This is a genomic window from Leptolyngbya sp. Heron Island J (assembly GCF_000482245.1).
GTDB lineage: Bacteria > Cyanobacteriota > Cyanobacteriia > Phormidesmidales > Phormidesmidaceae > Leptothoe.
The window spans coordinates 39,693-65,094 of the sequence record NZ_AWNH01000041.1; the positions used below are offsets into that span (position 1 = coordinate 39,693).

Genomic DNA, 25,402 nt, shown 5'->3' on the forward strand with positions numbered 1-25,402 from the left:
CTTAATTAGCCTCAAAGAAAGAAAGGATAGAGAAAATCCTAAGTCATACTGTAAAGATTAACACCAAAGTATTAGTCACCGTGAAAATACTTACTCTGACACTAAGCGATCTTTAAGTTGAAAAATTGCAGATGACTTATTACTTAAAGATGAAAAAAATAGACCAAAACTCTCATATTTTGAGTAATAAGGGAGATTAAATCTGAGAGCTTTATCTAAGAATGGCAAAAAATTCCACCTCACAAATGGAAGAAGAGAATGTGCTAAATGATAGCTATCACAGAACGGTAAAACTTCATTCTTGATTATCCATCCCTCAAAACCACTAAATATAGTCGGACGCCCAACTTCACACTCTAGACGTGAAAACTCCATTGATACTGGTATGTTTTTTACGTACCAGCGATGCTCAATAACTTGAGACCACCAAGCAAAAAGTGGGTAGAAAACTATCAATGGAATCAAATAAACTACAGCTAAACAGTATGCAAGCTTTGCATTCAAAAAGAATGCAAAAGCTACAATCAACACTATGCTAATACGAATTTTTCGATAGTAATTATTCTGACAAAAAATATTAGAAAGCATCTTATATATTGTATCTTTTATCCCATTTAGGGATATGGGATAAAAGATACAATACCAAAACTGGAGATTAGAAATTCCTGCTGTTAATCCAACTTTTATAAAATCATCCAAATTCGGATCTTTACCAAACACATTCGCATTTGGATGATGTAACACTAGATGGGAATAAGTTCGAGTTTTAGCATCAGATTGACAAGCAGGTAATTGAAAGAATAAATCTGCCAAAAATCTGCCAAACTTCTTATTTGTACAGAGGGAACCATGTACAGCATAATGAGTGATTTCTTGAAGGTTTCGAAATTTTCCAGCAGATAATATTAAAATTGGCAAATGCAAATACCAATAGTTAAAAGTATTCCAGACAAATACACCCATAGCCAATAAATTGACATAGACAGAAACAAATAAAAATGGAGCAAGAAAATCATCGATTCTGTGCGGGCCTAATGAATAGCTCTTAACTATTTCTTTGATTTCATCAAAATCTAATTTTGATTCACTTATTAACTTATGATCTAACGATGATGGGATAGGGTGAAATAATATGTCTGTGAGCCTAATTACAATAGAAACCGTAATTAAAAACAAGCAGCTTAAAGCCCAAAATGGCAAGAGACTCATAATGGCATCGTTTGAGTGGCATTAAACAATCACTTATTTTAGTAAAAAAATAAAATCAACAAACTTTATTTAATCAATTTTTTTGATTTTAAGTATTTTATTTGTAAACCTTTGAGCTGAGAAATATGACCAATTTCCTTGCTTGATACACTCTTCTGAAAACTCATAGAATTCTTCTAATATTCTCTTAGAAGAATACTGTAAGTTTTCGTCCCAAATTTTATTAAAAATATTCGAGTATGATTCAACTTCAAACTTTGTAAAGAAGATTGTACTAGAAGCAACATCGTAGGTTTCATCTGCTTGCTTCCCTTCAACAATAACTGAAAATTTGTCGTAAATGATGAAATCCTGACGTTCGTTGGAATCTAACAAGGACATCAAATATAGGCCAATATCAACTCCACATTTCCTATTAAGTTCGATAACTTGATAGAGATCGCTTAAAAAGTCACCTCTTAATAATTTTTTTTCATCAACAATTAGTACTCGTCTAATTCTACCTCCTGCTTGTATAAATAACCTATTCTGCTGCATGTAATCATCTCTTGATAAGAGTATGCCTGGATTATTTGTTATATCAGTTGCATACACCAAAGACCCTTCTCGATTCTGAACCAAGAAGTCCATAAGACGCACTTGAAAATAGCGCACCTCCGCACCATAAAGTTTTAGATAGCCATTATTGAGTGCATTGAATCTGCCCTTTATCTTTTCAGTTTCAGATAGGTAGAATAAATTGAATAAAACATCATCCCCAAAAAAACCTGTTTGAGAACGCCTTTCAAAAGGAATAAGATTTCTACTTTTTATCCTTTGCAGGAAAAGCAAATAAAATATTATTCCTAACTCGACAGCTGAGGTAACTTCAAAAAAATATCCTTTTGATGCAAACCAAGTTAATAGAGGTAAAAGGATACCGACAATGGTTACAAATGTATTAAGCCATGTAGCAAAGTCAGCTTTTTTAAAGAATTCGAAAGATGAACGCATACCCTATTTAAGGAAAATCAAAAAGATTACGGAGCCTAGTTAAAAATCTCAATTCCATTGAGGCCTTAATAAAATATGCCAAGACGAAGGATCAAGTTGGCATGTTGCTAGTCTAAGCCTGTGGAATTTTAGTGCAATCATTACATATTTAGGGCACCTTCCAATGCTTTTCCATGATCTGGATAATAGCCATTATTAGAGCTGGCTAATGCAAATAAACATGGTTTACATTACCCATCTGCATTTGAACTGACTCTAAGTGCTCAAGGAAACTTCTAAAAGCCTTGAAATAAAAGGGTTTTAGCATACATTTAACCAGCACCATCCCTAGACCAACTTGTCTTAAAATAAGATCCGACCAATGCTCCGCACTTATGATAAGTATCCCTAAGATTTTATTGATTTTCACCACTAGTCACATACTTTCACTTCATAGCCTACAAGGTCTTCGTGTAAGGGTAAGGATATATGTACTAAAACCCTAATGGATTCATATCCAGATCCTTACTCCTGAGACATTAACTTCTATAACAGATATAGAAATAGTCCGTTTAATCCTTGAGTAGGTAATAGCTTATGAGAAGCAAGCTTTTCCAAGCTACAAGAATAGTTTTATGGATTGCTTTAAAATCTTATTTTTGCTCTTAGATAGAGTGGTTTAACTAATAAAAAATCCTAAACGAATTAGTTCTTACATTTATAGTTTTCAATTATTTGAATTTGAGACATTATCTCAGGTTGAGATACATCCTCAGAGGAGGTTAGGAGCTAATTTATAGTTTGTACTTGAATGGAGTTATTTAATTCTTATAATAAAACTAAGTATAAAATTTAGGACTCCAGATCGAAACCATCCCATGATATTCATCTAATCTAAACTAGAAATATAGATTTATTCATTTATTTGCTTTTTTTAATTGCAAATCTCCTTTCAATTAACATTCATTTTCTTGTTGACTGCCCAAGCTTTATTATCTTTACTATGACATAATCCCTTTTTATGTCATAGTAAAACTGCTCAAAAACAACGCCTCATTTTGAGCATCCAAAGGCTTCACCAATGACAGACCTCATCATAAAACCCCAGACAGCCCCCGGACTCCCCGGAACTGAGTTCCTACTGCCTGAAGTCTTTGCTCGGTCTGGTAAGCGAGCCACCTATCGCTTCGTTGAGTTCTTCGCTGCTGAGATTCGGAACATCAATACCCGGCTTGCCTACTACCGGGCACTCACCACGTTCTTCGATTGGCTTGAAGAGTTTTATCCAGGGTTAGAGATCGAGCAGATAAATTCAATTGTTGTTGCGCGATACATTGAGCTTCATCCAGGTTCACCACTTACCAGGAATCAACACCTCTCAGCGATTCGCTCGCTCTTTCGGTGGCTCCTTTCTGGTGGTGTAGTGAGAGAGAATCCTACTGTTGAAGTGCGAGGAGTAAAACATCGTGTCAAACAAGGGAAAACCCCGATTCTCTCTGATGAAGAAATGGTGCAACTTCTTGGCTCAATTGATATCTCTCACGTAGTTGGCCTCCGCGATCGAGCGCTTATCGCCACCATGTTCTATAGCTTTGCTCGGATTGGTGCCGTATTAGGTATGGACGTGAAAGACTTCTTCCATAAGGGAAAGCGCACCTGGTTTCGGCTCCATGAAAAAGGTGGAAAGTATCATGAGGTACCAGTCCACCATAAGGCTGAGGAGTACCTTGATGCGTATATTGAGGCTGCAGGGTTTGGAGGTGAGAAAGATGTTCCCCTCTTTCAGACATCACCTGGGAGGGGCAGGAAGCTAACTGGTAAGCGCTTGCAGCGGCAGGAAGCCTGGGCAATGGTAAAGCGTCGGGCGCTTGCTGCAGGCGTTAGTACCGATGCGTGTAATCACACGTTTCGTGCGTCTGGGATTACCAACTTTCTCCGTAATGGCGGCTCAAGGGATAACGCGCAGCGGGTGGCAGCCCATGAGGATGTTAGGACTACAGCTTTGTATGATCGTAGGGATGACACTATCAGCCTTGATGAGATTGAGCGTATCAGATTATAGTAGTAAATAAATTACGGTTGATTCAGGTTGGAAAATTAGAGCAGACGAAAGAAAGCGGTCTAAAAGTTATCATAGCTTCAGTCAGTGGAGCTGTTATTCAGCATTAATCTTCTTCCAATCCTCTCCGAGCCTCCCTAAATTTTTTCTACCTTCGAGAACACATTTAACAACTGATAGCATTTTGTCAGAAGTGAGTGCTTTATCAGCGATTCCAAAGCCACCTAAATGATTCTGAATCAATGAATGTAATCTCACAAGGCTCCTTACTTGCGCACTCTGAACAACTATATTTTGCTTTGGATACTGTGTCATAATCCTTTTAAGATGATCTAAGCCATGATTAGTTTGTGCCCGATCACCAGAGCTTTTAGGATGAGATAAATCAGTGACGAAGAGAAATGGCTGATGATCAGCAAATAAGTAATTTGCCTCTTGTACATTGCTGGCAGATAGTAAAATATAGTCTGGATACTGCTCTGCCAATACAGAAAGGGTTCCTGCTAAAACTGCTTTATGGTCATCAAGAACTAAGATTTTTTTATTGTTTCTCAGTAAAAAATATGTAGTATTTCCTTGTTTTGTTTCTTTGTTTGAAGGGGACTCTATCCCTATCTTAGAAAGGATATCCTGTGAAACATTTTCGGCATTTTCTAGTCCTGTGATATTACCCCAATTTGTAGAATCATCCCAAAGAATACTATCTAAATTTGCACCATAAAAGTCAACTGTCTCAAGATTAGCTCCGCAGAAATTGGCACCTACAAGATGGGCTTGACGAAAGCTTGCTCCCATTAAGTTAGTATTCTTAAAATTGGTATCTAATAGAAAGCCTCCCTGAAAATTAGCATTACGACAATTCGTATTTTGTATACTTGAACTTGAAAGATCTGCTGCAAATAAGTCTGTCTTTTCAAGAGATGCATTATCTAAGTTTGAGTGGCTTAGATCGGCACTATGAAGTGTTGCACGATTGAAATTTACATTTTGTAAATTAGTCTGACTCAAATCAGCGCCGCTTAATAGTGATTGTTCTAAAATAGCATGGCTCAAATTAGACGTTCTAAAATTTGCCATGAAGCAACATGCCCTACTGATAGTCGCATGACTTAGATCAGCCGAATACAAATTAGCATTATCAAGATTAGCTTTGAAAAGTCTAGTCTTTCTAAAACTAGATTCATGCATCATAGCCGAGCTAAAATTGGTTCCTTCAAGGGTTGCATCATTAAAATTAGCTGCTGAAAACCTTAATTCTCTAAACCCGATACAACTTAGATCAGCCTGACTACAATCAATATTTGATAAAAAAGGCCCCAGTACATTAGAAAAAGAGCCTGGGATAGTATGCAGACTAGATATGAGAATACGCGCTAATTTTTTCTTGGAAAAACACTTCTTACTTGGCAAACTACAAGGGTGAAACTTGAGTGAATTATTAAGTTCACCACTTTGCTTGGCAATTTCTCCTTCGATTAGTGATTTTCCATAGCGATGAAGCTCTAATAGCAAAATTATCACATTTAGTCCCACATATATATCAACTTGACGCTGGCCCAAAACCTCTATACGTTCAGTTGTTCTTGTCTGTAATAGCTTCATCTTTCGTTGCGGAAGATTTTCAGGGGGAGCGTCAATAAATTCTCCATCACTCCATCGCCAATAAAAGTCATAGAGTCGTGTGTATAAACGCTTTGCCTGAAAATCAGGATGTTGAATTAGTAAGGCGATTAAATATTCAACAATTTCTTGGGTAAGTATAGGGCAGCCCAACAAATCATACATTGTCCAATGAAATATTGAGTCCTCAATGCCATATTCTTGGTTATGTCCAGGTTGGGAAATATTAACCAGACTTTGAACAATTCTCTCAGCACACAAGAACTCTCCAAAGCTCTTGTGGATAAATTCAATCGAACCTTCTCCTTGTCTTCCTGGTTGCAGATAGAAGGTGGCTAAAGCATTCCTCAACGGTGTGTCATCAGTTTCAAGCTGTCGCTGTGCTGCTTCAAGAAAAGCTTTAACTGCCCTGTCCTGAGTTAACCGATCTTCGACGATTTGAATATTCGCAAACTCCATTCCTGACTGTGCAACACATAATCCTGCCTCTTGCAAAATACGGCGCAGGTGTTCAGGCGCTAATTCTGTAATATCAGAATTTAGTTCTCTGTTCGTTGTAATCGCTTGATTCTTTGTGTTTGTATGGAAACCGTCTGCTCGTTGTTTTGTTAGTATCCAATCTACCGTGTGATCGTAGATGAGTATCTTTGCGCTAGAGCTACCCATACCTTCAAACATTTCTAAGCGCAATCGCCCATCTCGATACATTGCTGCCAACAGGTATAGTATCAGTGGTTCTTGAGCAAGTTTTCGTACTCGATCTGGAAGCCGAGAATCCTTGAGAGCTTCGCTAAGATTTCTCTTATCAGAACCAATGATTTTACTCCAATGATGAAACCACTTCGCCTGCAATTCATCATCCATTGCTAAAATATTTAGTCGCACCAAGTTATGAGGTAAGCGACTTTCAATAGATTGCAATGCGAAGGTACGTCCAGTTATTAATACACGATGACCTTTTTCCGAATTGTGGGCACATCTTTCTTGAAAACGGCCTACTTGTTCTAAAAATTGGTCAAGCCCTCCGCTAGTACGGCCTTCCATTAGTAATTCATCAAAACCATCCAACAAAAACAGAAAGTTAACATTGCGATCAGTTAGCCATCCAGCGTCTGTTCTTGTGAAGTCTCGGTCAATCGCTTTTGAAAGAGTTTCCTCGAAATCCTTAGATAATACAGTTATGTCTCGTAAACGAATTAAAATTGGTGTCCAGCGAGGATGCTCGTGTCGGCGCACCCAATCTGCAAACATACGACAAAATACACTTTTTCCTCGACCTGGTCCTCCCTGGATGAAAATCACCTTATCGCTATATTTTGAGTTGTTTATCAATTCTTGTGCCCACTGCTCCAGTGTCACAAGCTTTTGATCTTTATTTGATTCTCTATCTTTCTCTAAGGGTTGTGCCTTTAACGGCACGTAAATATCTTTATACGAAAAGTTCTCAGCAAAGACTGATTCATGTGGCCGAGGTGCGATGCATTCTTCTAGATAGGTATCGATACTGATGTATTTTTCAAGTACGGCATCACCTCCGATGCGATGCCATTCCACTAATTTCTTGACACTACCGCTGTTGTCTACCAACACTGGCATCATGATACGATTTGTTTCACGTGCCAATTTATCTGAGATTTTAGTAGCTACAGCAGACTTTACCCCTAAATCTATTAGCCTAGTGGTTAAAACTTCTCCATAAGCTTTTGCTAGTTTAGATTCATGAAAATAGAGCAAAGCTTGTCTAGCTTCAATATCTCCCAACTCAATGGAATCCAGTTGTTTGAGTTTCTGTTTGACCAACTCAGATGAAGGTTGACTACCTACTTTAGTTAGCCAAGATTTGAGTTTAGGCTGATTTAAAAAGCTTTTGACAGTTTCAAGATACGCAGCTTGACTAATAAGAGCTACACTTTGTGCAATTGTTGGTTCTTTTTTTGTTTTCTCAATATAAAAACGTAGTAGTCCTGTTCCAATAGAGATAAAGGGTAAACTGGCTTCTGCAATTCTGCCTAATGGTGAGTTAAGAGCGTCTAGTAGAGAATTTAATTGTGTCAATACAGGAGCTAATTTCTGTATATTTGGCCCTTCCGTTTCTAGTACATCAGCTAACCCCAGAACTGCCTCAGCTACGTCTTTACTACTATCAACAGTTTCTAGAGAAATAAGTTCACGAATATCTGTGGTCAGAAAACTCCAAAGACGGCTACCCATAAGAAATACGGTAATTCCTTCATAGATAAGCCTAACTCATCTTGAATATAGGGCTATCCATCTCTGATCAAGACATCCCCTCTTCCCTCCTGACATCCTTATGAGCATCGTCTCTTGAGGATTCGCCTATGAGTACCTGTAGGGAAGTCTTACGGTCTCTTCCATCAAAACTAAAACCAACACTGAAATCCAGAGTTGCCGAAATCCTGGATGAAATAAACGACCTTCGCACCCGTGGGTATAAATACCTGGAAGTCACCCAAATCCTTGGTGAGCAAGGAATCGCCATTAAATGCTCAACCCTCAAAAAATATGTCCAGCAGCTAAACCGTGCTGCCCGCACCACAAAGCCTGGTGCCCTGCCGTTACCTAAGCCAAGGAGGTAACGATCATGCCCTGGATTCATAATTCCTGCGGGGAGAAAGGGGGTGTCGGAAAAAGTATCGTCTCTCTGGCACTTGCTGAGTACTTTCTACGCCTTGGAAAGGCACCTCTTATCTGTGAAGCAGATCGATCCAATGGGGATGTAGGACGTGCATTTGAAGGAAAGCAGCGGGTCATCTACCCCTACTTCACTGAGGATAGCGATCAAATTGATAAGGCAGATACGCTCCTCGATGAGGTGCTCGCTAGCAATACCGATGCCGTGGTCAACTCCCCTGCTCAGTCCCACCGAGCGCTTGTCCAATGGTTATCGCAGGGAAGTGCCGATCTTGCGATCGAGGAAGGCATTAAACTTTGCTTCTGGTTTGTAACCTCTGGTGAGTACGACTCTGTAACGCTCTTCCTTGAATCGTTACAGGAGTTTGACGGCATTCCCCATATCCTGATTCGCAATCGGCACTTTACCGATCGGCTTACCTACGACTACTCCGACCCGGACGTTAATGAAAGCCTCGGAACAGCGTTGCAGGCATATAAGGTGCCAGTCATTTACCTCCCCCGATTTGGCACAGCAGATCTTGATTTCTTGAAAGCCCATTCGCTGACCTTCGGGGAAGCCATCTCCCGTGAAAGTGGGCTTACCATTGCGGCGCGGAGTCGTGTCAAACGCGCACTCACCACATTCTTTTCTCAACTTGATGCATTAGAGGTTTTAACCAATGGAACATCTGACAGTGGAGCAGAGCCTGCTCCAAAAACTCCTCAACGGAAAAAGCGAAGCCGAGCAAAAAAGAGTGTGGGAGATAGTAGCAAAAACGGGGATAGCTGAAGATGACCCCATGTTTATCGCCATGGTAGCGATGGGGTCAATTGAAGCTGCCGTTGTGGAAATTCCAAAAGCAGTCTCTCTCCAGGAAGAACGGCTTTCAGAAACCGTCGATACCCTGACTGAAAAGATTGGGGAATTGCGGGAGTACACCTTGGGGCTCACCTCACTCTCAAAGAATCTCGATAAACGGTTAAAAATGAGGCTCCCTCGTGCATCCCGAAACAGTGGGCTCCTTGCACGAGAGCTTATCGGTGTTGCCCTGATGGGGCTCCTTACGGGCACCCTCTTTGGTCGTCCCCTCCTCTCATTTGCAGGGAGTGAAGCTTGTGCCAGGTTTCCTGAAATCTGTGTGTTGCAGCGAGAGGAGGTACCGCAATGAAAGGATATAAGGGACATCGAGTAACCGTAGCGTTACTCTTTTTGGTGCTGGTAGCCTGTTTTCCACTCCTCTTTTTGTTTCTTCGCGATGTTGTTGCAGGGTTTTTCTCAGCATTTCACTTTGATGACAGGGTGTGTCTTTGGATTGATGGGGTATTTCGGTTGCCGACAGATATTGCACCAGAGACGGCAGTTGGAACGCTCCAAAAGGCAACTGCAGGAGGCTCGCATAGATGGCTTATAGAGGTGGCTACCCTGTTTCCTACCCTTTGGTGTCTCCGGTTCCTAACCGGAGCAGTTGAAGAGATTCGCTCTGTCTATGGCGGGGCGTCCCCTCTTCACATCATTGAGGTCTTTGGCCGTTGGATTGCTCTTGCAGCGCTGTTACAGGTTACAGCTCCAGTCGTTGCGGTCCTCTTTTTTCACAGTGTTCGATTTGTCGTTTGGGAGCCTTTGGCATTCTTGATGGCAGTTTCCGTGTTCCTCTTTCTTCTTGGCTGGGGATGGCAGTACCCAAACGGACGACTAAAGCATGTACGAAAAATTTATCACTTTGAGCGGTTAAAGCAGGAGGGAACAGTATGAAAGTTCGGTTCATCGTTGCAGTGGTGCTCATTGTGTGGCTTCTGCCGTGGTGTGTGCCGGTAGTTGAGGCTCAGGTACAGGGTGCATTACTTTCGCACAGTTTCGGGTGGCTTAACCCTGGGAATGCAGTTGGAATGCTACTTGGGGGTTCAGCAGGAGGAGCGGTAGTGAGCTTGATAGCTGCTGCTGCACGGCGGGTAAAGCGCGGCACGGTTCGGGAGGTCCTCTGGTGGCTTTTTGCGGTTACTGCGATCGCAACGCTCTATCTTGGAGTGAAAGAAGCGCTTGTGCTCTTGGTGGGACCAAAACCAGGGTTCCTTACAGCGGTAACCGTTGCCGGGTTGGGAATCGTGCAGGTAACCCGCAAACGATTTCCTGAGTATCAGTTTGACCCGCATGTACGGGGACCACGGCTTGTAAGTTCCAAAGACATCAGGCGATCTCGTGGGGAACTTCCACCAGGACTTGTTCCCTGGGGTGCTGATTACATCGATTTTAAGGACGAGAATGAGCACTTTATGCTCCTTGGCAACATAGGAGGCGGAAAAACTACGTACTTAAAAGTCATAATGTCGTGGCTTGGATGGCGTGAGGGGGAGCTTTGGATAGTATTTGACCCAAAGATTGAGTTGGTTCCCTTTTTGAAGGCATTGGGGAAGCGGGTGCTGATATTTAATCCTTTGGATAGGCGGAGAGTCGCCTGGAACATCTGTGCTGATATCGTGAATGAGCCGCAGGTGCTTACGCTTGTAAAGGTATTAATTCCTGATGCTGAGGGCCAAGAAAACTATTGGAGTCAGTCAGCGCAGAATCTTCTTACAAGCGTCATCGGGTTCTTTATCCGGTCTGGGAAATGGTGGGACTTGAGAGATGTCTTACTGGCTTGTTCAAGTGAGCAATTCCTAAAGCGCATTGTTGGTGACGATGCCTTTGATACCATTATCGCTGATGGGTTAAAGGGAAAGAATGAGCATAGTGGGACCAATGACTATATGCTCACCCTTAATAACCGGTTACGACCGCTTAGGGTAATGGCTGCGCTTTGGCATTCTGCCGATGAGAAGGTAAGTCTTCGTAAGCTCATTGAAAGTGGTGACTTTGAAGATACCGTTATTGTGCTTGGCAATGACAACACATCTGGAGCAACCATACAGCAGTTAAACTCCATTCTCTTTGAGCGGTTAGTAAATCTCATTTTAGATTTACCTGACAGTGACTTGCGGCGCATTTGGCTGTTTATTGATGAAGTCTCTGAAGCGTCTCGGTTTGTAGGAAATAACCTGGTTCGGTTTATGACGATGGCTCGGTCTCGTGGTGGGTGTGCGGTTCTGTCAGCGCAGAACACTGCAGGAATTGAGGCACAGTTTAGAGAGAAGGCTGCTCGCCAAATACTGGAATTATCTCAGCGGTTAGCCGTCTTAGGTGGTGTTGATGGGGAGACGGCAAGAGTCGTGTCTGAGACCTACATCGGGGAGGTCGAGGTTATTGAGTCCCAGGTTGGGTATTCGGAAGGGTTTGACGGCACAGAACGTGAAGTTAGTGATGTCTTTAAGAAACGAGGAGAGCGGGAGGTAAGTCCAACGTTGCGGCGCGTAAAGCGTCACCTTGTACCAAAGGAAGCGTTGTTTAGTTCTTCGATTCCAAAGACTGGGAAGGAAAACGGATTAACCGGCCTTTTTGTAGGGGGTATCGGTGGTCATCACTGGCACAACTTTTCCTGGAAAGAAGTGCAAGATATGCAGATTAAACCTGATGAGAAAACAAAAGCCTATGACCGAGTTGGACAGAAGGAGCCAGGGTTACAGTTAGCTCCCTGGAGTAATAAAGAGCTTCAGAAATGGGGGTTTCTTGAGGTTACAGAAAGAAAAGAAGAGAAAAACTTGTTTGATGAGTTTGGGGGGAGCAATGAGCAGCTCACTCGTGAATCTGTGTTACGGATGCTCCCCTTAGAGGACAGTGAGCTTGATGAAATTGCTGCTGAGTGTGGGATAGAGGCTGGCCTTAAGGCTTTTACTCGGCAGCAGCTTACCAAAATTGGTGCATGTATTGGATTTGAGCTTCTTGGTGTTTCAATTGAGTGGGAGCAATAGAGTTATGAGCAATAATCATTACGGTTCAGAGCAGCACGTAAGGAATGGGTCAGAGAATGCAGAACGGTTTCAGGAGAAGTTTTTGCAGCATTCAAAGAGTACTGGTGAGAGGCTTCGGGAAGGTACTGCCTTTCGGAAGGAGCCAGGGGTGTTTGAGAAGTTGCGGCTTCGGGTACAACAGCGTAGCAAAACCGTATGGCGGTGGGGAGTCGGAAATCCTGCTAAAGAGCAGAGCAGGATTTCGTATAAAGTCCGTGGTGGCAAGCTTACCGTGGCTGATGATGAGGGAAGGGTTATTCGGGAAAGTAAGGAGCGGGGGCTTGAACAGTATAACGGCATGACGCTTCACGCAAAAGAGAATCGTGAGGGGGAGATGGAGTTAAAAGAGAACGTGCGGGATCGACAGAAATTAGCGCAAGCCAATGCGCAGTTGACGCCCCATGAGCAGCGGCAAAAGCACGGCTGGTCTGGAAAACTTATGGCATTTGTTGTGAATTTTGGAAAAAAGAAAGCAAGGGTAAAGAATAGTCTCGTTGTTGATAAGGCTGCACGAGCTGGATACAGGATTGAGCGGCGACGGAAGAAGGGAAATATAAGGATGAAATAAGTAGGAGGCTGTAAATAGTCGTTTCGGGAGGCTCTCGGTTGAGGGGGAGCCCTTCTGGAGCTACAAATCCAAGTGACTAAGCATCATGGTTGGTTTACAACATATCCAATTAAAGATCATGACACTCTTTCCAAAGTGGAATAGAAACAACCGGTAAACCAAAAGGATTGACGTGGCGGATGGAGTACAGCCAGCAAAGCAGCTAGATCTGATTCCCCAGGACCAAGCTCTACTTCCCACAAAAACTGGACATCGGACAGGGCAAGGGGCTCCTTTTATGAGCCTTGCCCCAGCCATGGAAAAATATCGGCTCGATAACTATGGCCCAAAAGTCCTGTCTACCAAAGAGTTGCTGACTCTCATTGTCGGCCAGGGGGCTATTAAGAAAGGAGATCGGCAAATCTATGCCGATGAAATAGCGGCCTCCATACTCCTTAAGGCAAAGGAGAAAGACTCTAATGAGGCTCTTGGCCTTCAGCAGCTTGCAAAGAAGGACCTGACGGAAATTGAAGGCATTGGTGAAGCAAGAGCGGCCATTATCATCGCAGCCCTTGAACTGGGAAAACGGATCTCGAACCCCAAACCTGATACAAAAACGGTCATTGAGGATCCGGCAGTAGCCGCTGCTGCGATCATGGGTGACATCGGCTATGAGCCCCTGGAGCACTTTGCTATCCTGTGCGTGGATATCAAACTCAGGCTGAAATCAACGCATATTGTCTCTAAAGGGTCCAGTTCTGAGACCTTGGCAGACCCAAAAGAGATTTTTGGGAAAGCGATTGAGAAAGGGGCCAGTCGGTTAGTGATCGCTCATAATCATCCATCCGGGGATACTACCCCCAGTGAGGCAGATATCTGCCTCACTGAGACTCTGCTAAAGGGTGGGAAAATTCTGAATATCCCCATTCTTGATCACATCATTGTTGCAAAAGGAGATTTTGTGAGTCTTAGGCAAACGAATGGATATCTCTGGAACAGTGAATAAGAATTCAGGAAAAATGTAGATAAAGTTTTATCTATTACAAATAAAATCATAATTATCTGCGTATGGTACAGATAATTATATGGTTAATTAATGGTAGAAATCCAATCACTTGAACCTGTTTTTATCAGTTTCTAAGGTTAAGAACTGTATCCATCGACAGAGCCACCAACCTAGTTTTTGACCAGTAATATCTAAAAGATCAACAAATCCGAAAGGCTCTGTCTCAAAAAAACTTATTTTTTGAGACAGAGCAAAGCCTGCTCCAAGAATATCTGATGACGCACTTCGCTGATCTCCAAATATTTCCTTGAGAAAACGACGATTTTTGGCTCCCAACATAGCACGAAGGTTAATTTCAGATTTTCGCAAGATTTCTTGAATCATGAGTCTACATTGCCTTACCTGACCCAGATTACCTTTGATAAGATATGCCTGCCTTAAGACTAATAGACACAGTATTTGCATACGTTGATCCGAGTTTTCTCTACATGTCTTTAAAGCTTTTTCAAAGTATGGAATGGCTTTATTAACTTGACAACTTATTAGATATGCTCTCCCAGTAGAGACATAGACATAAGGAATTATTGTTTTGGTAAACTCAAAATCTTCTCTCTTTTGTTTAGAGACATTTCCACCCCCTTCTAACTCTGTTTGATATTTGACAAACTCGTTTGTAGCTTTTTGAGAGTATTCTAAAGACTTTTCATGTTCAGCATGACTGTTGGCAATGCTTGCAAGCGTATTTAAACAAAGAATTTTGACATATAGAGAATCTATTTCTTCAGCAATTTCAAGAGATGATTGTATTGACTCAAGTGCTTCATCATATCTACCCCAAACATACTGAATATGTCCATTAGTCTGAAGCATTTGAGATTTATAATGCTTGTTCTTATTACTTCCTATAAGCTCAAAAAAAGCTTTAGTTATGTCAAGTGCATCTTCGTATCTTTCTGTATTACAGTATGCATCGCCTAAGTTTAGTATAAGTGTTGGAAATTTTTTCTTGCCTTGGCTAATAGCGTTTTCTCTTCTGTGACTTCTAATAAGTAAAGGCTCATACAATTCAATCTGGATCTTATAGTATCCATGATATTTCAGAAAATCACTGTAGCTAGATTCAAGTAAGAGCTTCAGAGCTTCATCAGCTTGATTCAACTGATTGTAGTGGTAAGCAATCTCAGGATACTCTCTTAGTACCTCAATATCATCGCTATGGATAACTGCCTCTTTGTATATTGCTAGATAGTAACGAACAGCTCTCCAGTGAGCCTTGTGAGATACTCCAAACTTAAGTTCTATATATTTGCGTAGTGATGGTTGGAGTTCATATCTTCCATCTTGATTCTTGATAATCAACGATTTACGCAGAAGTTCCTCAATTGTTTGCTTGGATTCCATCATTGGATAACCAAGATCTAATTTAGAATAAGTCTCCTTCAGATATTTTTCTCTAAACTTTTTGGCCCAACGCTTAACCTCCTGTTCTTCGAGCGAGGAAAGTATTACAGCTTCTTCAGAAAACGGCACACGATAGGCTGCTAGCCTTTTGATTAACTTGAGAAGATCTATTGAAAGTCGGTGCAAGTGCTTCTTTAGAAGAAAACTAGGCTTATTTTCAATCTGTTGAAATTCACCATCTACATTATCAATCAGATTCTCGAAATTTATCAGGCCTAATTCGTCTTCAGCTTTGTTCAGATCACCATCATAATATTGACTTATAAAGCCTCCAGCAAGTCTAAGCATTAATGGATTACCATCTAGACTCTCTGACATCCTGGAAAGATTGGCATTGTCATGAGACCTTACCCCCATTTGTTTGAGGAATTGAGCACCAATTTCAGTATCTAATCCATTCAAATAATACCAGTCAATTTTTAATGTTTGAAAATTAAATAGAGGCGGTTTAATCTGAGTAGTTACTAAAAATGTAGTATTTTTACCTTCTTCTATCCAACGACTAAAAAAGATACGATATGAATCATCTTGCCACTCATCAGTATTGGGAAAAAATAGATTTTCCATATTATCGATAACAATCAGATATCTTTCATGGCGTAAAGCTTTTATTACGAGATTAATCTGCTCTGTCGTATCTTTTGCTAAAACACTTTGCGAGTTCTCATCAGAAATAGCACGAAGCATGCTTTCGCAAAAAACTGTAAAACTAGGACTTTGACGAACATCAAGCCATGCTTTTCCAAGAAAATTTAAATCTTTCTCGTAGATATGAGCTGCTAACCAAGATTTTCCTACACCAGCAATACCTTGAACGCCGATAATTTTTGATCTACTCAGCTTAAGTAAACGATATAGACCTTTGGTTTGGATGATTTTCCGTGGTTGCCATAAGTCCAGAGCAGGAGGAATCGTAATAACATTCGCTATTGTCGTAGAACGCCTATTTCGAAATAGCTCGCTATTCGTTTTTTCAGTTAGCAAGAGACTTTTCCATCTTAAATCTTGCTTATGAAAATCGCATTGTGCGTTTATAATCTCTTTTGGCAGTTGCTCACGTAAAACACTGACTGGAATCCCACCACCCCCTGCATTACTACTTGCGCCACGAGTAAACTTAAGCATCCCACAGAACATTCCTGTCCGCTGGTTAAGCAGTGGAGCGCCACTCATGCCTTCTCGAATTTGCCCGTCAGCAAACTTAATTTCAGGAGGGTTACCTCCAGTTAAACCCTCATTTAAAGGGGTTACTGGACATCCATCTGGAAAATTTTTATCTGGATAAGCAAATAGATAGAACTCATCCCTAGACTTTGGATTATCACCGAACCAAACGCAGGGATGTGGGTTCTTTAATGGTTGGCGAGTAATAAAACTCAGTAGCGCAATGTCGTATTTAGGTAACTGCAATTCGACCTTTGCTGTTGCAAAATCTAGTTGGTCCCCCCAACGAACCTCAAGATCAGTTGACTTACCGCTTCTTACTAAATGTTCACAGGTGACAATATAACCAGGAGCCACAAAAAAACCTGTCCCCCAGTGACGTTTACCTGGAACAGTCAACTTGACAGTGCAAGCTTTCAATAGCCCCTCTAGTTCAGTCATGAAATTACTTTTGCAGTCCTATCCCATTCCAAGGAAATTTCTAAATCTGCTTTACCGTTCCCTTTTACAAAAGCGGCTGTTAGCTGCCCAGACTCAAGACCTAACTCAATTCCAAATTTCACTGTAGCCTTTGTTGGCATGGCTTTATGAATTGTGGCAGAGAGTTCATCTATGATTCCACCAAGCGTTTCCGTTACTTCTTTAAATTCTTTACTGTCAAATGCAACATCACTACGTCCACTGGCAACAACATCCGCTTGAACAATGTGGCCATTGGCAAGTTCCATAGAGATTCGTTCAGTTGGCTGTTCCTCAAATGACATAAAAGATGCTAGGGGAAGAAGTTTGCTACTTTATCCTATATGCAGTATCTTCAAAGATTATGGTGATATTAGTAGAGATCCTAAAAAGTTTATTCGCTAATCCTATTTTGGTGTGTGATAGTGAACCTAAATCGGAATGCTAAGTATTTACAAAAGCATTGATTGATTTTATAGGAAATCGTTTCAACTAACATAGCTTAGTCAAAATCAATTGGCGACTAAATTGAATATTGATTGCTCCGCTATCTACAGTTAGTCCTACAGACAGCGCGAGCCTAAATCAGAAATGATTGTGAAGCTTAAAAGCTCTAGGGCAGATAAAGTTTAAAGGAGCTGAGAGTCCTATCCAACTTTATTTGGGCGTATCCTTAAAAAGGATTCCTTATCAGCTCCATAGACCACAAGTAAAGACAATATCTTAACTACTACATTGCATACTAGTTTTAAGCGACATTTTCTTTCGTATCCGTTTTTTACAGAATCCTAAAAAGGCCGCTTCTTCGTTGTCAATAGCCTGTCCTTTCTTACACTTCCAAGCTCGCCATTCAAGTTCCAACCCATAGACATCCAATCCAGGTACTAGCTTCTTAGCCTTTTCATAGGTAGACGGTTTAAAGGCACATTTAACTGACTGATTGCCAGAATTTTGTAACGAATCCTCAAACTGCAAGCGACTGTCAGTTTTCTTAACCGTAAAGCGAACGGCTTTCACCTTACTTCTAGCTCCCTGAATCAGCTCATAGGAAACTTCAAAGCCTGAGCCATAAGGATTGCTGTTGATTTCTTTTACTGCAGGCTCAAGACATCTGGAATGGAAATGCCCCCAGCATTTAAGCTTGCCGTTCGGTACTTTGAGCCACTGCCTGAGATCTTCCACAGAGACTTCAAGGATAGGATGCTTCTGATTAGCGACACCTTCCAAGATTTCGTACAACGTCACAGAGTATTTGCCCGATAAAGAAATCAGATGATGTGTACGAATGCGAGCATATTGCAAAGGCTGTTTGATAGCATCAATAAGCATCTGAGGAAATTCAAACCAAATGGTGTCAGTTCCTCGGCCTTCATTCAAACGCACGGCTGAAATCAGTCGCGTAATGGTCTTGTAGCGAACATCGCCTTTATCCACTCCCTCAAACGTGACCTTGGTATCCGATAAAGACGCCAACGCATCCCATAACCAAGCTTTTCCGCGCTCCCCACCAAGCTGATTAAACACCTTCCAAACATCTGCAGCAGGCAATTCATGGACCCTACTCTCTTCCAGTCTGTGAGCTACAGCATGTAGCAGAAAAGTCCACAGCTTTCGCTCCCGTTCACGAAAGGGACCATCCACCTTGACCATAATGACTGGCTTCGGGACCGGAACAGTAACCTGCTCTGAAGTGTCTGGATTAACCTTCCAGGGGTTACCCGTCGCTTTAGGTGATTTCTGTTTCATAGGTCCGTAGATATCACGGCACCTAGCACCTAGCAAGCCGTGATTGGTGTCAGGTGACAATATCTGACAGACATAGGCTTCTCAAATAGCCTGAATTTGTGATCGGTGATGATCACCAAAAGACAGAGTGGCCCAAATTTGTGATCGATCCACCTTAAACAACAACAATTAGACCAACAAAATCTTGCTTTTGCTTTACCCCCATCACATCAAACCCACTTATCCGGCTTACTCGCCTTATTTCTGGGCTATCTGCCCTCTTAAAACAGTCGAAATGAGAGGATTTCTAGCTCTTTGACCTGTGGATAACTGGCTTCATTGGCCTGTGGAAAGTCGCCTGAATTTGTGATCGGTCCGCCTGAATTTGTGATCGGTTAGCCCGAATTTGTGATCGGTTAGCCCGAATTTGTGATCGATCAGGGGGTTAAGGCACTGATATCACATCAGAATTTTCCCTGAACACTAAGAACATTAGAACACTAAAGAACATTAGCGTTTCTGTGGATAATTGAAGGGACAAGTATGAGATGGCATTAACTTGGGGCTTCGCCCCAAACCCCAGGATTTTAGGAGGCATCTCAAAGGGCTATCAAGAATGATTTTGGAAGGCTGACTATTGTCCTTAGTGGATCAGGTTGTAGATACTCTCACTCCCCTCCCCTAATTGTCTTTTCAATCCAGTAATCCTATAGTCGGGGCTCATCGTCTGTATTAACCCCGATGCCCTGTGAAGTATTACCATCAGCGTTTCCCTGCCCATCTCGGCATTGCAGCCGTGCTCTCCATTGGTGAGATATTCGCCCTTCGAGATTCCTGGCTTACCTATCAAATGGGTATGGTCCCCCTCTACAGCGGGTTATTTGTTCTTACAGCCTCAGGCATCGTCTTGGGCAGTGCCAAGCTAACCGACCTCTATGAGCAAAAAAAGCATCTGCGGGGAACCACGATGCTGACCAATAAATCCTTTGTGGATGAAGTAGATGGTGATGGCATCGCCATTCCTAACAACAGTGCTGAAAAAAGACAGGCCAAAGAACCACCATTTCTAGAAATTCGTCAGGAAGATGAGAATAAACATTTTCTCGTCTGTGGTGACACCGGCTCAGGCAAAAGTTCCATATTTCACTATTTCGCGACCCAACTACAGCATCGAGATGAGGAGATCGCTGTCTTCTATGACCCCAAGTGTGAGTTCTGGAAATACCACGGCTCTCCAGAACGGGGGGATATCTTGCTCTATCCATTTTCAGACAGTTGCCCCTATTGGGACCTGGCCGCTGAGGTGACCCGCCCAGAAAAAGCAAAGCTATTGGCAGAAAGTTTGCTGCCCTGTACTCCAGGTGAAGAAGAACGGTTCTTTGTGAAAAGTCCGCGTAATATTCTGGAGCATCTGCTGTTGGAGATGAAATCGCAGAATGCCTCTGTAGACGATCTACTCAAGTGGCTTAGTTCCGGCGAGCAGATTGATGAAATCTTAGCTGGTGATCCTGTAGCGCAATACATCCCCAAGGAAGCCCCGGACCAACGGGCAGGGGTCCTGGGTAGCTTAAGTAATGTGGCCTCCCATCTAAAGCTTTTGCCACCCAAGGATGGACGTGACAGCTTTTCACTGGCTGAAATGGTGCAGAAACGTTCAGGTTGGCTGTTTATTGGCGCGGCAGGTGTTGCCGATCAGCAAATCCTGCAGCCTTTGTTTTCCATCTGGTTCAATATCCTGATTCAACAACTTCTGGACTTCTCCCCAGAGGACAGCCCACCCGCCACCTGGATTTTTATTGATGAAATTGCCTCCCTAAAAACTCTAAGTTTCCTTGAGCAAGCGGCGTCCCAGGCGAGAAGCTACAACACTCGCCTTGTCCTTGGCTTTCAGAACAAGCATCAGATTGAGAATTTCTACCATAAGCTGGCCATGCCCATACTCTCGGCTCCAAAAACAAAGATCTTTCTTAGAACTGCTGAGATTGATTCGGCTGAATGGTGTGCTCGCATGATTGGGGAGCCGGAGTTTGAGCAACGGGTGATCAGCGAATCCTCACAGCTTGTAGGTAGGCGAGGGGAATCCTTGAGCTACCGGCAGGACCGAAAAACCGAGTATCTCGTGCTTCCGGCTGAGTTTCTATCCCTGGGAGATCGCGAAGGATTTCTGCAGTATCAGGGTATGACCACCCCCATCCAGTTTGACTATCCCGACCTGACCGCCAGAAATAAGGTCAAACGCGGCAAACAGCAATTTCAATCAAAACGACGCGCCCTAAACTGGATCTGAGTCCTGGGAGAGCTTCAGGGATAGCTGCTGCTTTAGCTCTCGTTTTTGCCCCTGGGTCTGCGACTCCTCGAACCGAGCCTCCTGCCCCACGGTGATTTCATCATCTTCGGCATATAGCCACATCCGCACAACTGGAGATAGGGTACTTTCTACGGCACATCGCTCTTGCTGGATGTCAGTCAGCATCCGTTCCAAGTCCTCAATGGTCGCTTCGTGGGCTGGAATCTGGTCTCGAATCAAAAATGCCGTTTCCAGCAGCTCATTGCGCTCAGTCTCCTGCTCCACCTTGCTGTCATAGAGCGTTTCTGCCAGGGCACTGCACTTCTCCCTGGATTCTGGAGAATCTGCCCTTTCTAACAGATCTTGATAGGCATCCTTCGCTGCATTGAGTAGCTGATGGGCCTCCAGCAGGTCTTTTGATTCCTGCAGGATAAGCGGTAAATCGGTAATTATCCCCCACCCTTGTCTAACCTGGTTCTCTATTTCCTGGGCGATGCGATCGCGTTCCTCCCGCCAGCAGTCGATAGAGTGGAGATGGGCATCTATCGCCCGTCCATAGAGCCGGTCTTTGGCCATATCGAAGGCATCTTGAGGGGAACCTGGGGCGTAGCTCAGCTTGTTGTTTAAGTCTTCGATTCGCTTATCAACCCGTTCTCGCTCCGTAAGTACGGTTTCTAGCAGCGATCGCTCTTTGTCTAGGGTTACCCCTACCCTTGCCTCAAAATCCCTTAATTTACCTATCTCCTGGAGCTTTTGGAGAATTTCTTCATTGGCTGCCTGGGTCTTCTCCAGGGCAGTCAGCTCTCGAATGAGTAAAATCTCTTCCACTTTTTCAGACAGAATCCCCTGTTTCCACAGCATCGACTCATAAGGAGAAAGTTTGGGCTCTGCCGGTCGGTCAATGCCCTGAGCCTCCAGACTGCGATGGTCAACTACCGCTGTGTGACCGGCACACTTCAGGGTTACATTGCAATGATTCTCCCACGATTGGCGCAGCGCGATCAGCCGCTCCTTGGGCTTCCAACTCCGGTCCTTTTGGGCTCCTCCCTGCTCAGGGTGTTTAGCATTCGCCCGCTTAAAAAATTGTTCCTTTGGCCGCTCAATCCCATCCAGGGCTCGGGTGGTAAACATCACATGAACGTGGGGATTTCTTCCACCATCCATTGCCTCAACGTTGTGAATCGCTAGCGTGTAGGGGTGCTTCTCTCCGATCTCGGTTTTGACAAAATCTTTCACCAGCCAAAGGCGTTGGTCATCAGTAAGTTCTCTCGGAAGAGCGATCTCAAATTCACTGTACACCTGTGCATTCACCCGCTCGTAGGTATCCGCTGCATCCCAAAATTCTGTTGGGCCAGACGCCCAAGCAGGCATATTGCCAGACTCGGTGTATGTCAGTTCGTGAGCACCGTATTCGTACCGTTCCGTTCGCAGGATATAGCGCACATGGCCACCACTGCTTTTGCCGTCAGCACGGGAGCCATGTTTTAGCGAAAAACGATAAATAGCCAACGAGACTCCTTCGGTGCTCAAGGGGGTTCAGGGGCACTCCCCGACGCGCCGTTTCCTTGAAACGGATAAGCGCGCCCTGCTGTCCGTCAAGACAGACTAGAGGGACTCAGGGGGAGCATCCCCCCGAACCCCCTGGGGTTGTGCCAGGTCATGGGTTGGGTGGATCACTCCAGAGGTGAATGGCAATGTCAAGGAAACAGCGAATGGAAAAATCTCTAACGAGATTTTCAGCGTTGTTGTTATCGGGGGGCTTGCCCCCCAAACCCCCCAGGATTTTTCGAGGTATCCCAAAGGACTATCAAGAATAAAGCTTCAGTGATGATTTGCTTAGTGCAAGCGAGACTCTTAGGATTTGCGCCATCTGAATCGGGTAACGTATCTCATGGGGAATCGATGAATAGGGCTGAAGAACGACTCCGAAAACAAGTCAAGAAGATTGGGCAACAGATAGAAGAAAAACAGCAAAAGCTGAGAGTCGCCCAACAAAAGCTCAAGAAACAGGAAAGAAAGCAACGCACTCGGGAATTGATTCAGTTGGGGGGACTGGCTGATATCGCAGGCTTTCGAGGAATAGATACAGGAGCTGTGTTGGGAGCGTTTCTACAAGCCATGGAACTCCTCAAGGATGAGGCTACCTACAAGAATCTGAAACACCTGGGAGATTCAACGTTGGCAAGTCGTGCGGGGAGGCGGCGCGATCGGTCAAAACAATCTGACACCGTAAAGGAAGGATAAAAGCGACGGGCAGGGGAAATCCCCTACCCAGCCGCTGCTCATTCTCGATGAGCCTTTGACAGTCCTATCCCTCAGCATGGTTGCGTCCCCGCAGAGCCAGCCTCCGTTTCAGACTGCAGCGCATAGGTATCACATCAGGCAATCTGAGCCAACAAAGAGAAACTCTCCAAAAGAAGCCCGATTTCACACCAATCGAAAAAATCTCCTCAGAGCTCCGAGAATCGTTTTTTATTCTCTGCCACGGGTATGTATAGGTGAAGGGTAGATCGTTCAATGACGAGGCACTGAGGGCGTCTAACAAGGTTACTAAAAGCTCTCCTCTGACCAGAGTCAGGAGAATATCAGAAAAAATCAGGATTAACCGTTTATACGGTTTATATCGTTCATACCGTATGAATCGTTTGTAAGGTTTATACGGTATGAACCGTATGCTGCATTGTTGGAGTCTTGACGCCTAGAATCTCAAGCACCTCATCGGCTAGGGAGTTGATCTCGATGATAGCGGCAGCTGCTTTTCGACCAAACTCATGAACCGTTTGACCAAAAACAGCGGCTTGACGGTATATCTGCCGGTGGCAGAGCTGACTGGTAGCGGTTTCAATGCCAAAAGCAGGCAAAATCTCTAGCGCTTCTTTGGCCAAGGTTGTTCGTGGCTGGCATTGGTTAAGCACGAGTCTGGCCCTAAGGGTGTCGTTAATCTCAGATACATTTGCGATCACCTGTTTGATACCAACAGCGGCCCACATATCAAGAGGTGAGGGGATGATGGGCACCAAAACCAGATCTGCTACCAGTAGGGAACTTTGAGGTACTTGGGAATCTGCCGCTGGTGGGCAGTCGATGATGATAACGCTGTAGTCATTGATGAATTTTCTAACTTCTCGGTGAACCTTCTCGTTTGCAGCGCTAAGACCCACGACAGAAGCAGGGAAGGGGATTTCATTAGATGCTGATGCCGCCCAACGGGTGGCGGTGGCTTGAGGGTCTGCGTCAACCACAAGCACGCGGTAGCCTCGACGGGCTAGGGTGCCTACAAGCTGCATACTCACCGTGGTTTTACCTGAACCTCCCTTTTGATTTGCGACAGTAATTATCTTAGCTGGCATATTAGGACCTTTTCAAAGCATAAAAAATCGTATAAACCGTTTGTACGATTTATACCGTTAACAGAGTTTTGTAAGCCTTAGGGTTATACGCGATTCACGAGGTTCACACCAGGCTATTTACTTCTACAAGGGACTCATATGAAGGATCTGAAAGCAGCGCTCTCTAAGTCGCTTGAGGCTGAGGATAATGCTGTTAGGTCCAGGTTTGAGAAGGCAGAAAGTCTATTGGGGTCAAAGCGGAAGAAGACTAAACTTTCTAAGGTTGAAGGGGAGCAGGGAAAACAGGCTAAAAAGGTAAAGCTATCGAAACCAAAGGTTATTCGCGATAGCTTCAGTTTGCCAAAGGATGACTATGAGTTAATCGGAAAGCTGCAGCAGCGGTGTTTGGGTATGGCTCAAAGTGCAAGTAAGAGTCAGCTAGTTAGAGCTGGCCTACATGCTTTGGTTAAGATGCCAGATGCCGAACTGGTGAAGGTGTTGGACAGCTTAGAGCAAGTGAAAACGGGGAGGCCAGCTAGTCAAAAATTTTCAACAGTCGGCAAACAAACTAATCACACTATTAGTTAAATTAGCCGCCTAGTCGCCTTCCCTTTTCTATTCTCCATAGCATGGGGAATTGTAAACTAACATGTTGTTTGATGTAATTAATACAAAATGTACCACTCCTATGAATTAAAGTCTGACTAGTTGTGTAGTCTATCGAGTCTTTAGTTGAGCTATGGTTGATAAAGGTAAGAGTTATTCTGAAGAAGTACAGGCTTCTGTAACTGTAAATAATGATGATACTGCAAGTAAGGATGATGAGTTTGTAGTAGCACTAAAGGAGTTGCTAAGTACACCAGCGCAAGAAGGTGGTATCACTACAAGGCGTCTTTTTGCAGCTATGCAGGTATATCATGAAAATGACAAGCCTAAGCTTGACTGATATAAGTCTTCTCCCTAATGCTATCTAGCTATAGCTAAGTTTTCTTAACATTTTCATGAGAAATCTCATTAAGGGTTGGGTTCCTCATGTTTTGCTATATAT

The 25,402-nt window shown here is 43.4% G+C and carries 20 protein-coding genes; 12 read left to right on the top strand and 8 right to left on the bottom strand.

The window, feature by feature from the left end:
* Nucleotides 1-90: 90 nt before the first annotated feature.
* Nucleotides 91-1,209, bottom strand: a complete 1,119-nt coding sequence (locus tag N836_RS51640) for a fatty acid desaturase (protein WP_023072670.1) — start codon at nt 1,207-1,209, stop codon at nt 91-93.
* 69 nt (nt 1,210-1,278) lie between these two features.
* Nucleotides 1,279-2,202, bottom strand: a complete 924-nt coding sequence (locus N836_RS51645) for a hypothetical protein (protein ID WP_023072671.1) — start codon at nt 2,200-2,202, stop codon at nt 1,279-1,281.
* Between the two features lie 1,060 nt (nt 2,203-3,262).
* On the opposite strand from N836_RS51645, the gene N836_RS51655 reads away from it, so the two are divergent.
* A complete protein-coding gene (locus N836_RS51655; RefSeq protein WP_023072673.1) occupies nt 3,263-4,243 on the top strand; it encodes a tyrosine-type recombinase/integrase in 981 nt (326 codons plus the stop codon).
* Between the two features lie 93 nt (nt 4,244-4,336).
* Here N836_RS51655 and N836_RS51660 read toward each other — a convergent pair whose 3' ends face one another.
* Entirely contained in the window at nt 4,337-8,071 is a 3,735-nt protein-coding gene (locus N836_RS51660; protein ID WP_023072674.1) for a pentapeptide repeat-containing protein, read from the bottom strand.
* A gap of 128 nt (nt 8,072-8,199) precedes the next feature.
* Here N836_RS51660 and N836_RS51665 point away from each other — a divergent pair, with 128 nt between their 5' ends.
* The 7 genes from N836_RS51665 to radC all read left to right on the top strand — a co-directional run bounded on the left by N836_RS51665 (nt 8,200) and on the right by radC (nt 13,929).
* Nucleotides 8,200-8,457 carry a hypothetical protein gene (locus N836_RS51665; protein WP_023072675.1) on the top strand — a complete coding sequence of 86 codons (258 nt, stop codon included), beginning with the start codon at nt 8,200-8,202 and terminating at the stop codon, nt 8,455-8,457.
* A gap of 5 nt (nt 8,458-8,462) precedes the next feature.
* The gene (locus N836_RS73270) at nt 8,463-9,284 is read left to right on the top strand and encodes a mobilization protein (protein ID WP_023072676.1); all 822 of its coding nucleotides are present in this window, start codon (nt 8,463-8,465) and stop codon (nt 9,282-9,284) included.
* On the top strand, nt 9,175-9,663 hold the full coding sequence (locus N836_RS51670) for a DUF6753 family protein (protein WP_327058697.1): 489 nt from the start codon (nt 9,175-9,177) through the stop codon (nt 9,661-9,663). The genes N836_RS73270 and N836_RS51670 overlap by 110 nt, the downstream gene beginning before the upstream one ends.
* Entirely contained in the window at nt 9,660-10,247 is a 588-nt protein-coding gene (locus tag N836_RS51675) for a hypothetical protein (RefSeq protein ID WP_023072678.1), read from the top strand. The genes N836_RS51670 and N836_RS51675 overlap by 4 nt, the downstream gene beginning before the upstream one ends.
* Complete coding sequence (locus tag N836_RS51680) at nt 10,244-12,337, top strand: type IV secretory system conjugative DNA transfer family protein (protein WP_023072679.1); 2,094 nt, start codon at nt 10,244-10,246, stop codon at nt 12,335-12,337. The genes N836_RS51675 and N836_RS51680 overlap by 4 nt, the downstream gene beginning before the upstream one ends.
* Nucleotides 12,338-12,341: 4 nt before the next feature.
* Nucleotides 12,342-12,944: a hypothetical protein gene (locus N836_RS51685; RefSeq protein ID WP_023072680.1), complete on the top strand. Its 603-nt coding sequence runs from the start codon at nt 12,342-12,344 to the stop codon at nt 12,942-12,944.
* A gap of 277 nt (nt 12,945-13,221) precedes the next feature.
* Nucleotides 13,222-13,929, top strand: coding sequence for a RadC family protein (gene radC / locus N836_RS51690; RefSeq protein WP_031292690.1), 708 nt, complete (start codon nt 13,222-13,224; stop codon nt 13,927-13,929).
* A 105-nt stretch (nt 13,930-14,034) separates the two neighbouring features.
* Here the strand turns inward: radC and N836_RS51695 are convergent, their stop codons facing one another.
* From N836_RS51695 to N836_RS51705, 3 genes are all read right to left on the bottom strand, one after another.
* Entirely contained in the window at nt 14,035-16,995 is a 2,961-nt protein-coding gene (locus tag N836_RS51695) for a trypsin-like peptidase domain-containing protein (RefSeq protein ID WP_023072682.1), read from the bottom strand.
* Nucleotides 16,992-17,318, bottom strand: a complete 327-nt coding sequence (locus tag N836_RS51700; RefSeq protein WP_023072683.1) for a CU044_2847 family protein — start codon at nt 17,316-17,318, stop codon at nt 16,992-16,994. The genes N836_RS51695 and N836_RS51700 overlap by 4 nt, the downstream gene beginning before the upstream one ends.
* A 418-nt stretch (nt 17,319-17,736) precedes the next feature.
* Complete coding sequence (locus N836_RS51705) at nt 17,737-18,759, bottom strand: replication initiation protein (protein ID WP_023072684.1); 1,023 nt, start codon at nt 18,757-18,759, stop codon at nt 17,737-17,739.
* 727 nt (nt 18,760-19,486) lie between these two features.
* Between N836_RS51705 and N836_RS51710 the strand changes: the two genes are divergently transcribed.
* Nucleotides 19,487-21,025 carry a type IV secretion system DNA-binding domain-containing protein gene (locus tag N836_RS51710; protein ID WP_023072685.1) on the top strand — a complete coding sequence of 513 codons (1,539 nt, stop codon included), beginning with the start codon at nt 19,487-19,489 and terminating at the stop codon, nt 21,023-21,025.
* On the opposite strand, the gene N836_RS73275 is transcribed toward N836_RS51710, so the two are convergent.
* On the bottom strand, nt 21,011-22,534 hold the full coding sequence (locus N836_RS73275; RefSeq protein ID WP_023072686.1) for a MobA/MobL family protein: 1,524 nt from the start codon (nt 22,532-22,534) through the stop codon (nt 21,011-21,013). The genes N836_RS51710 and N836_RS73275 overlap by 15 nt on opposite strands.
* 393 nt (nt 22,535-22,927) lie before the next feature.
* Here N836_RS73275 and N836_RS51715 point away from each other — a divergent pair, with 393 nt between their 5' ends.
* Nucleotides 22,928-23,269, top strand: coding sequence for a conjugal transfer protein TraD (locus N836_RS51715; RefSeq protein WP_023072687.1), 342 nt, complete (start codon nt 22,928-22,930; stop codon nt 23,267-23,269).
* 410 nt (nt 23,270-23,679) lie between these two features.
* On the opposite strand, the gene parA is transcribed toward N836_RS51715, so the two are convergent.
* Entirely contained in the window at nt 23,680-24,375 is a 696-nt protein-coding gene (parA, locus tag N836_RS51720) for a ParA family partition ATPase (RefSeq protein WP_023072688.1), read from the bottom strand.
* 138 nt (nt 24,376-24,513) lie between these two features.
* Here parA and N836_RS51725 point away from each other — a divergent pair, with 138 nt between their 5' ends.
* Nucleotides 24,514-24,942, top strand: a complete 429-nt coding sequence (locus N836_RS51725) for a hypothetical protein (protein WP_023072689.1) — start codon at nt 24,514-24,516, stop codon at nt 24,940-24,942.
* A 151-nt stretch (nt 24,943-25,093) separates the two neighbouring features.
* Nucleotides 25,094-25,300 (top strand): hypothetical protein, encoded by a 207-nt coding sequence (locus N836_RS51730; RefSeq protein ID WP_023072690.1) that lies wholly within the window; start codon nt 25,094-25,096, stop codon nt 25,298-25,300.
* Nucleotides 25,301-25,402 lie beyond the last annotated feature (102 nt).

Bases quoted from the DNA above. Each gene is read 5' to 3' on its own strand.
- N836_RS51730 (WP_023072690.1), top strand. From the start codon at position 25,094: ATGGTTGATAAAGGTAAGAGTTATTCTGAAGAAGTACAGGCTTCTGTA.
- N836_RS51670 (WP_327058697.1), top strand. From the start codon at position 9,175: ATGGAACATCTGACAGTGGAGCAGAGCCTGCTCCAAAAACTCCTCAAC.
- N836_RS51680 (WP_023072679.1), top strand. From the start codon at position 10,244: ATGAAAGTTCGGTTCATCGTTGCAGTGGTGCTCATTGTGTGGCTTCTG.
- radC (WP_031292690.1), top strand. From the start codon at position 13,222: ATGAGCCTTGCCCCAGCCATGGAAAAATATCGGCTCGATAACTATGGC.
- N836_RS51655 (WP_023072673.1), top strand. From the start codon at position 3,263: ATGACAGACCTCATCATAAAACCCCAGACAGCCCCCGGACTCCCCGGA.
- N836_RS51665 (WP_023072675.1), top strand. From the start codon at position 8,200: ATGAGTACCTGTAGGGAAGTCTTACGGTCTCTTCCATCAAAACTAAAA.
- N836_RS51705 (WP_023072684.1), bottom strand. From the start codon at position 18,759: ATGAAACAGAAATCACCTAAAGCGACGGGTAACCCCTGGAAGGTTAAT.
- N836_RS51725 (WP_023072689.1), top strand. From the start codon at position 24,514: ATGAAGGATCTGAAAGCAGCGCTCTCTAAGTCGCTTGAGGCTGAGGAT.
- N836_RS51675 (WP_023072678.1), top strand. From the start codon at position 9,660: ATGAAAGGATATAAGGGACATCGAGTAACCGTAGCGTTACTCTTTTTG.
- N836_RS51715 (WP_023072687.1), top strand. From the start codon at position 22,928: ATGAATAGGGCTGAAGAACGACTCCGAAAACAAGTCAAGAAGATTGGG.
- N836_RS51685 (WP_023072680.1), top strand. From the start codon at position 12,342: ATGAGCAATAATCATTACGGTTCAGAGCAGCACGTAAGGAATGGGTCA.
- N836_RS51660 (WP_023072674.1), bottom strand. From the start codon at position 8,071: ATGGGTAGCCGTCTTTGGAGTTTTCTGACCACAGATATTCGTGAACTT.
- N836_RS51640 (WP_023072670.1), bottom strand. From the start codon at position 1,209: ATGAGTCTCTTGCCATTTTGGGCTTTAAGCTGCTTGTTTTTAATTACG.
- parA (WP_023072688.1), bottom strand. From the start codon at position 24,375: ATGCCAGCTAAGATAATTACTGTCGCAAATCAAAAGGGAGGTTCAGGT.
- N836_RS51695 (WP_023072682.1), bottom strand. From the start codon at position 16,995: ATGACTGAACTAGAGGGGCTATTGAAAGCTTGCACTGTCAAGTTGACT.
- N836_RS51700 (WP_023072683.1), bottom strand. From the start codon at position 17,318: ATGTCATTTGAGGAACAGCCAACTGAACGAATCTCTATGGAACTTGCC.
- N836_RS51645 (WP_023072671.1), bottom strand. From the start codon at position 2,202: ATGCGTTCATCTTTCGAATTCTTTAAAAAAGCTGACTTTGCTACATGG.
- N836_RS73270 (WP_023072676.1), top strand. From the start codon at position 8,463: ATGCCCTGGATTCATAATTCCTGCGGGGAGAAAGGGGGTGTCGGAAAA.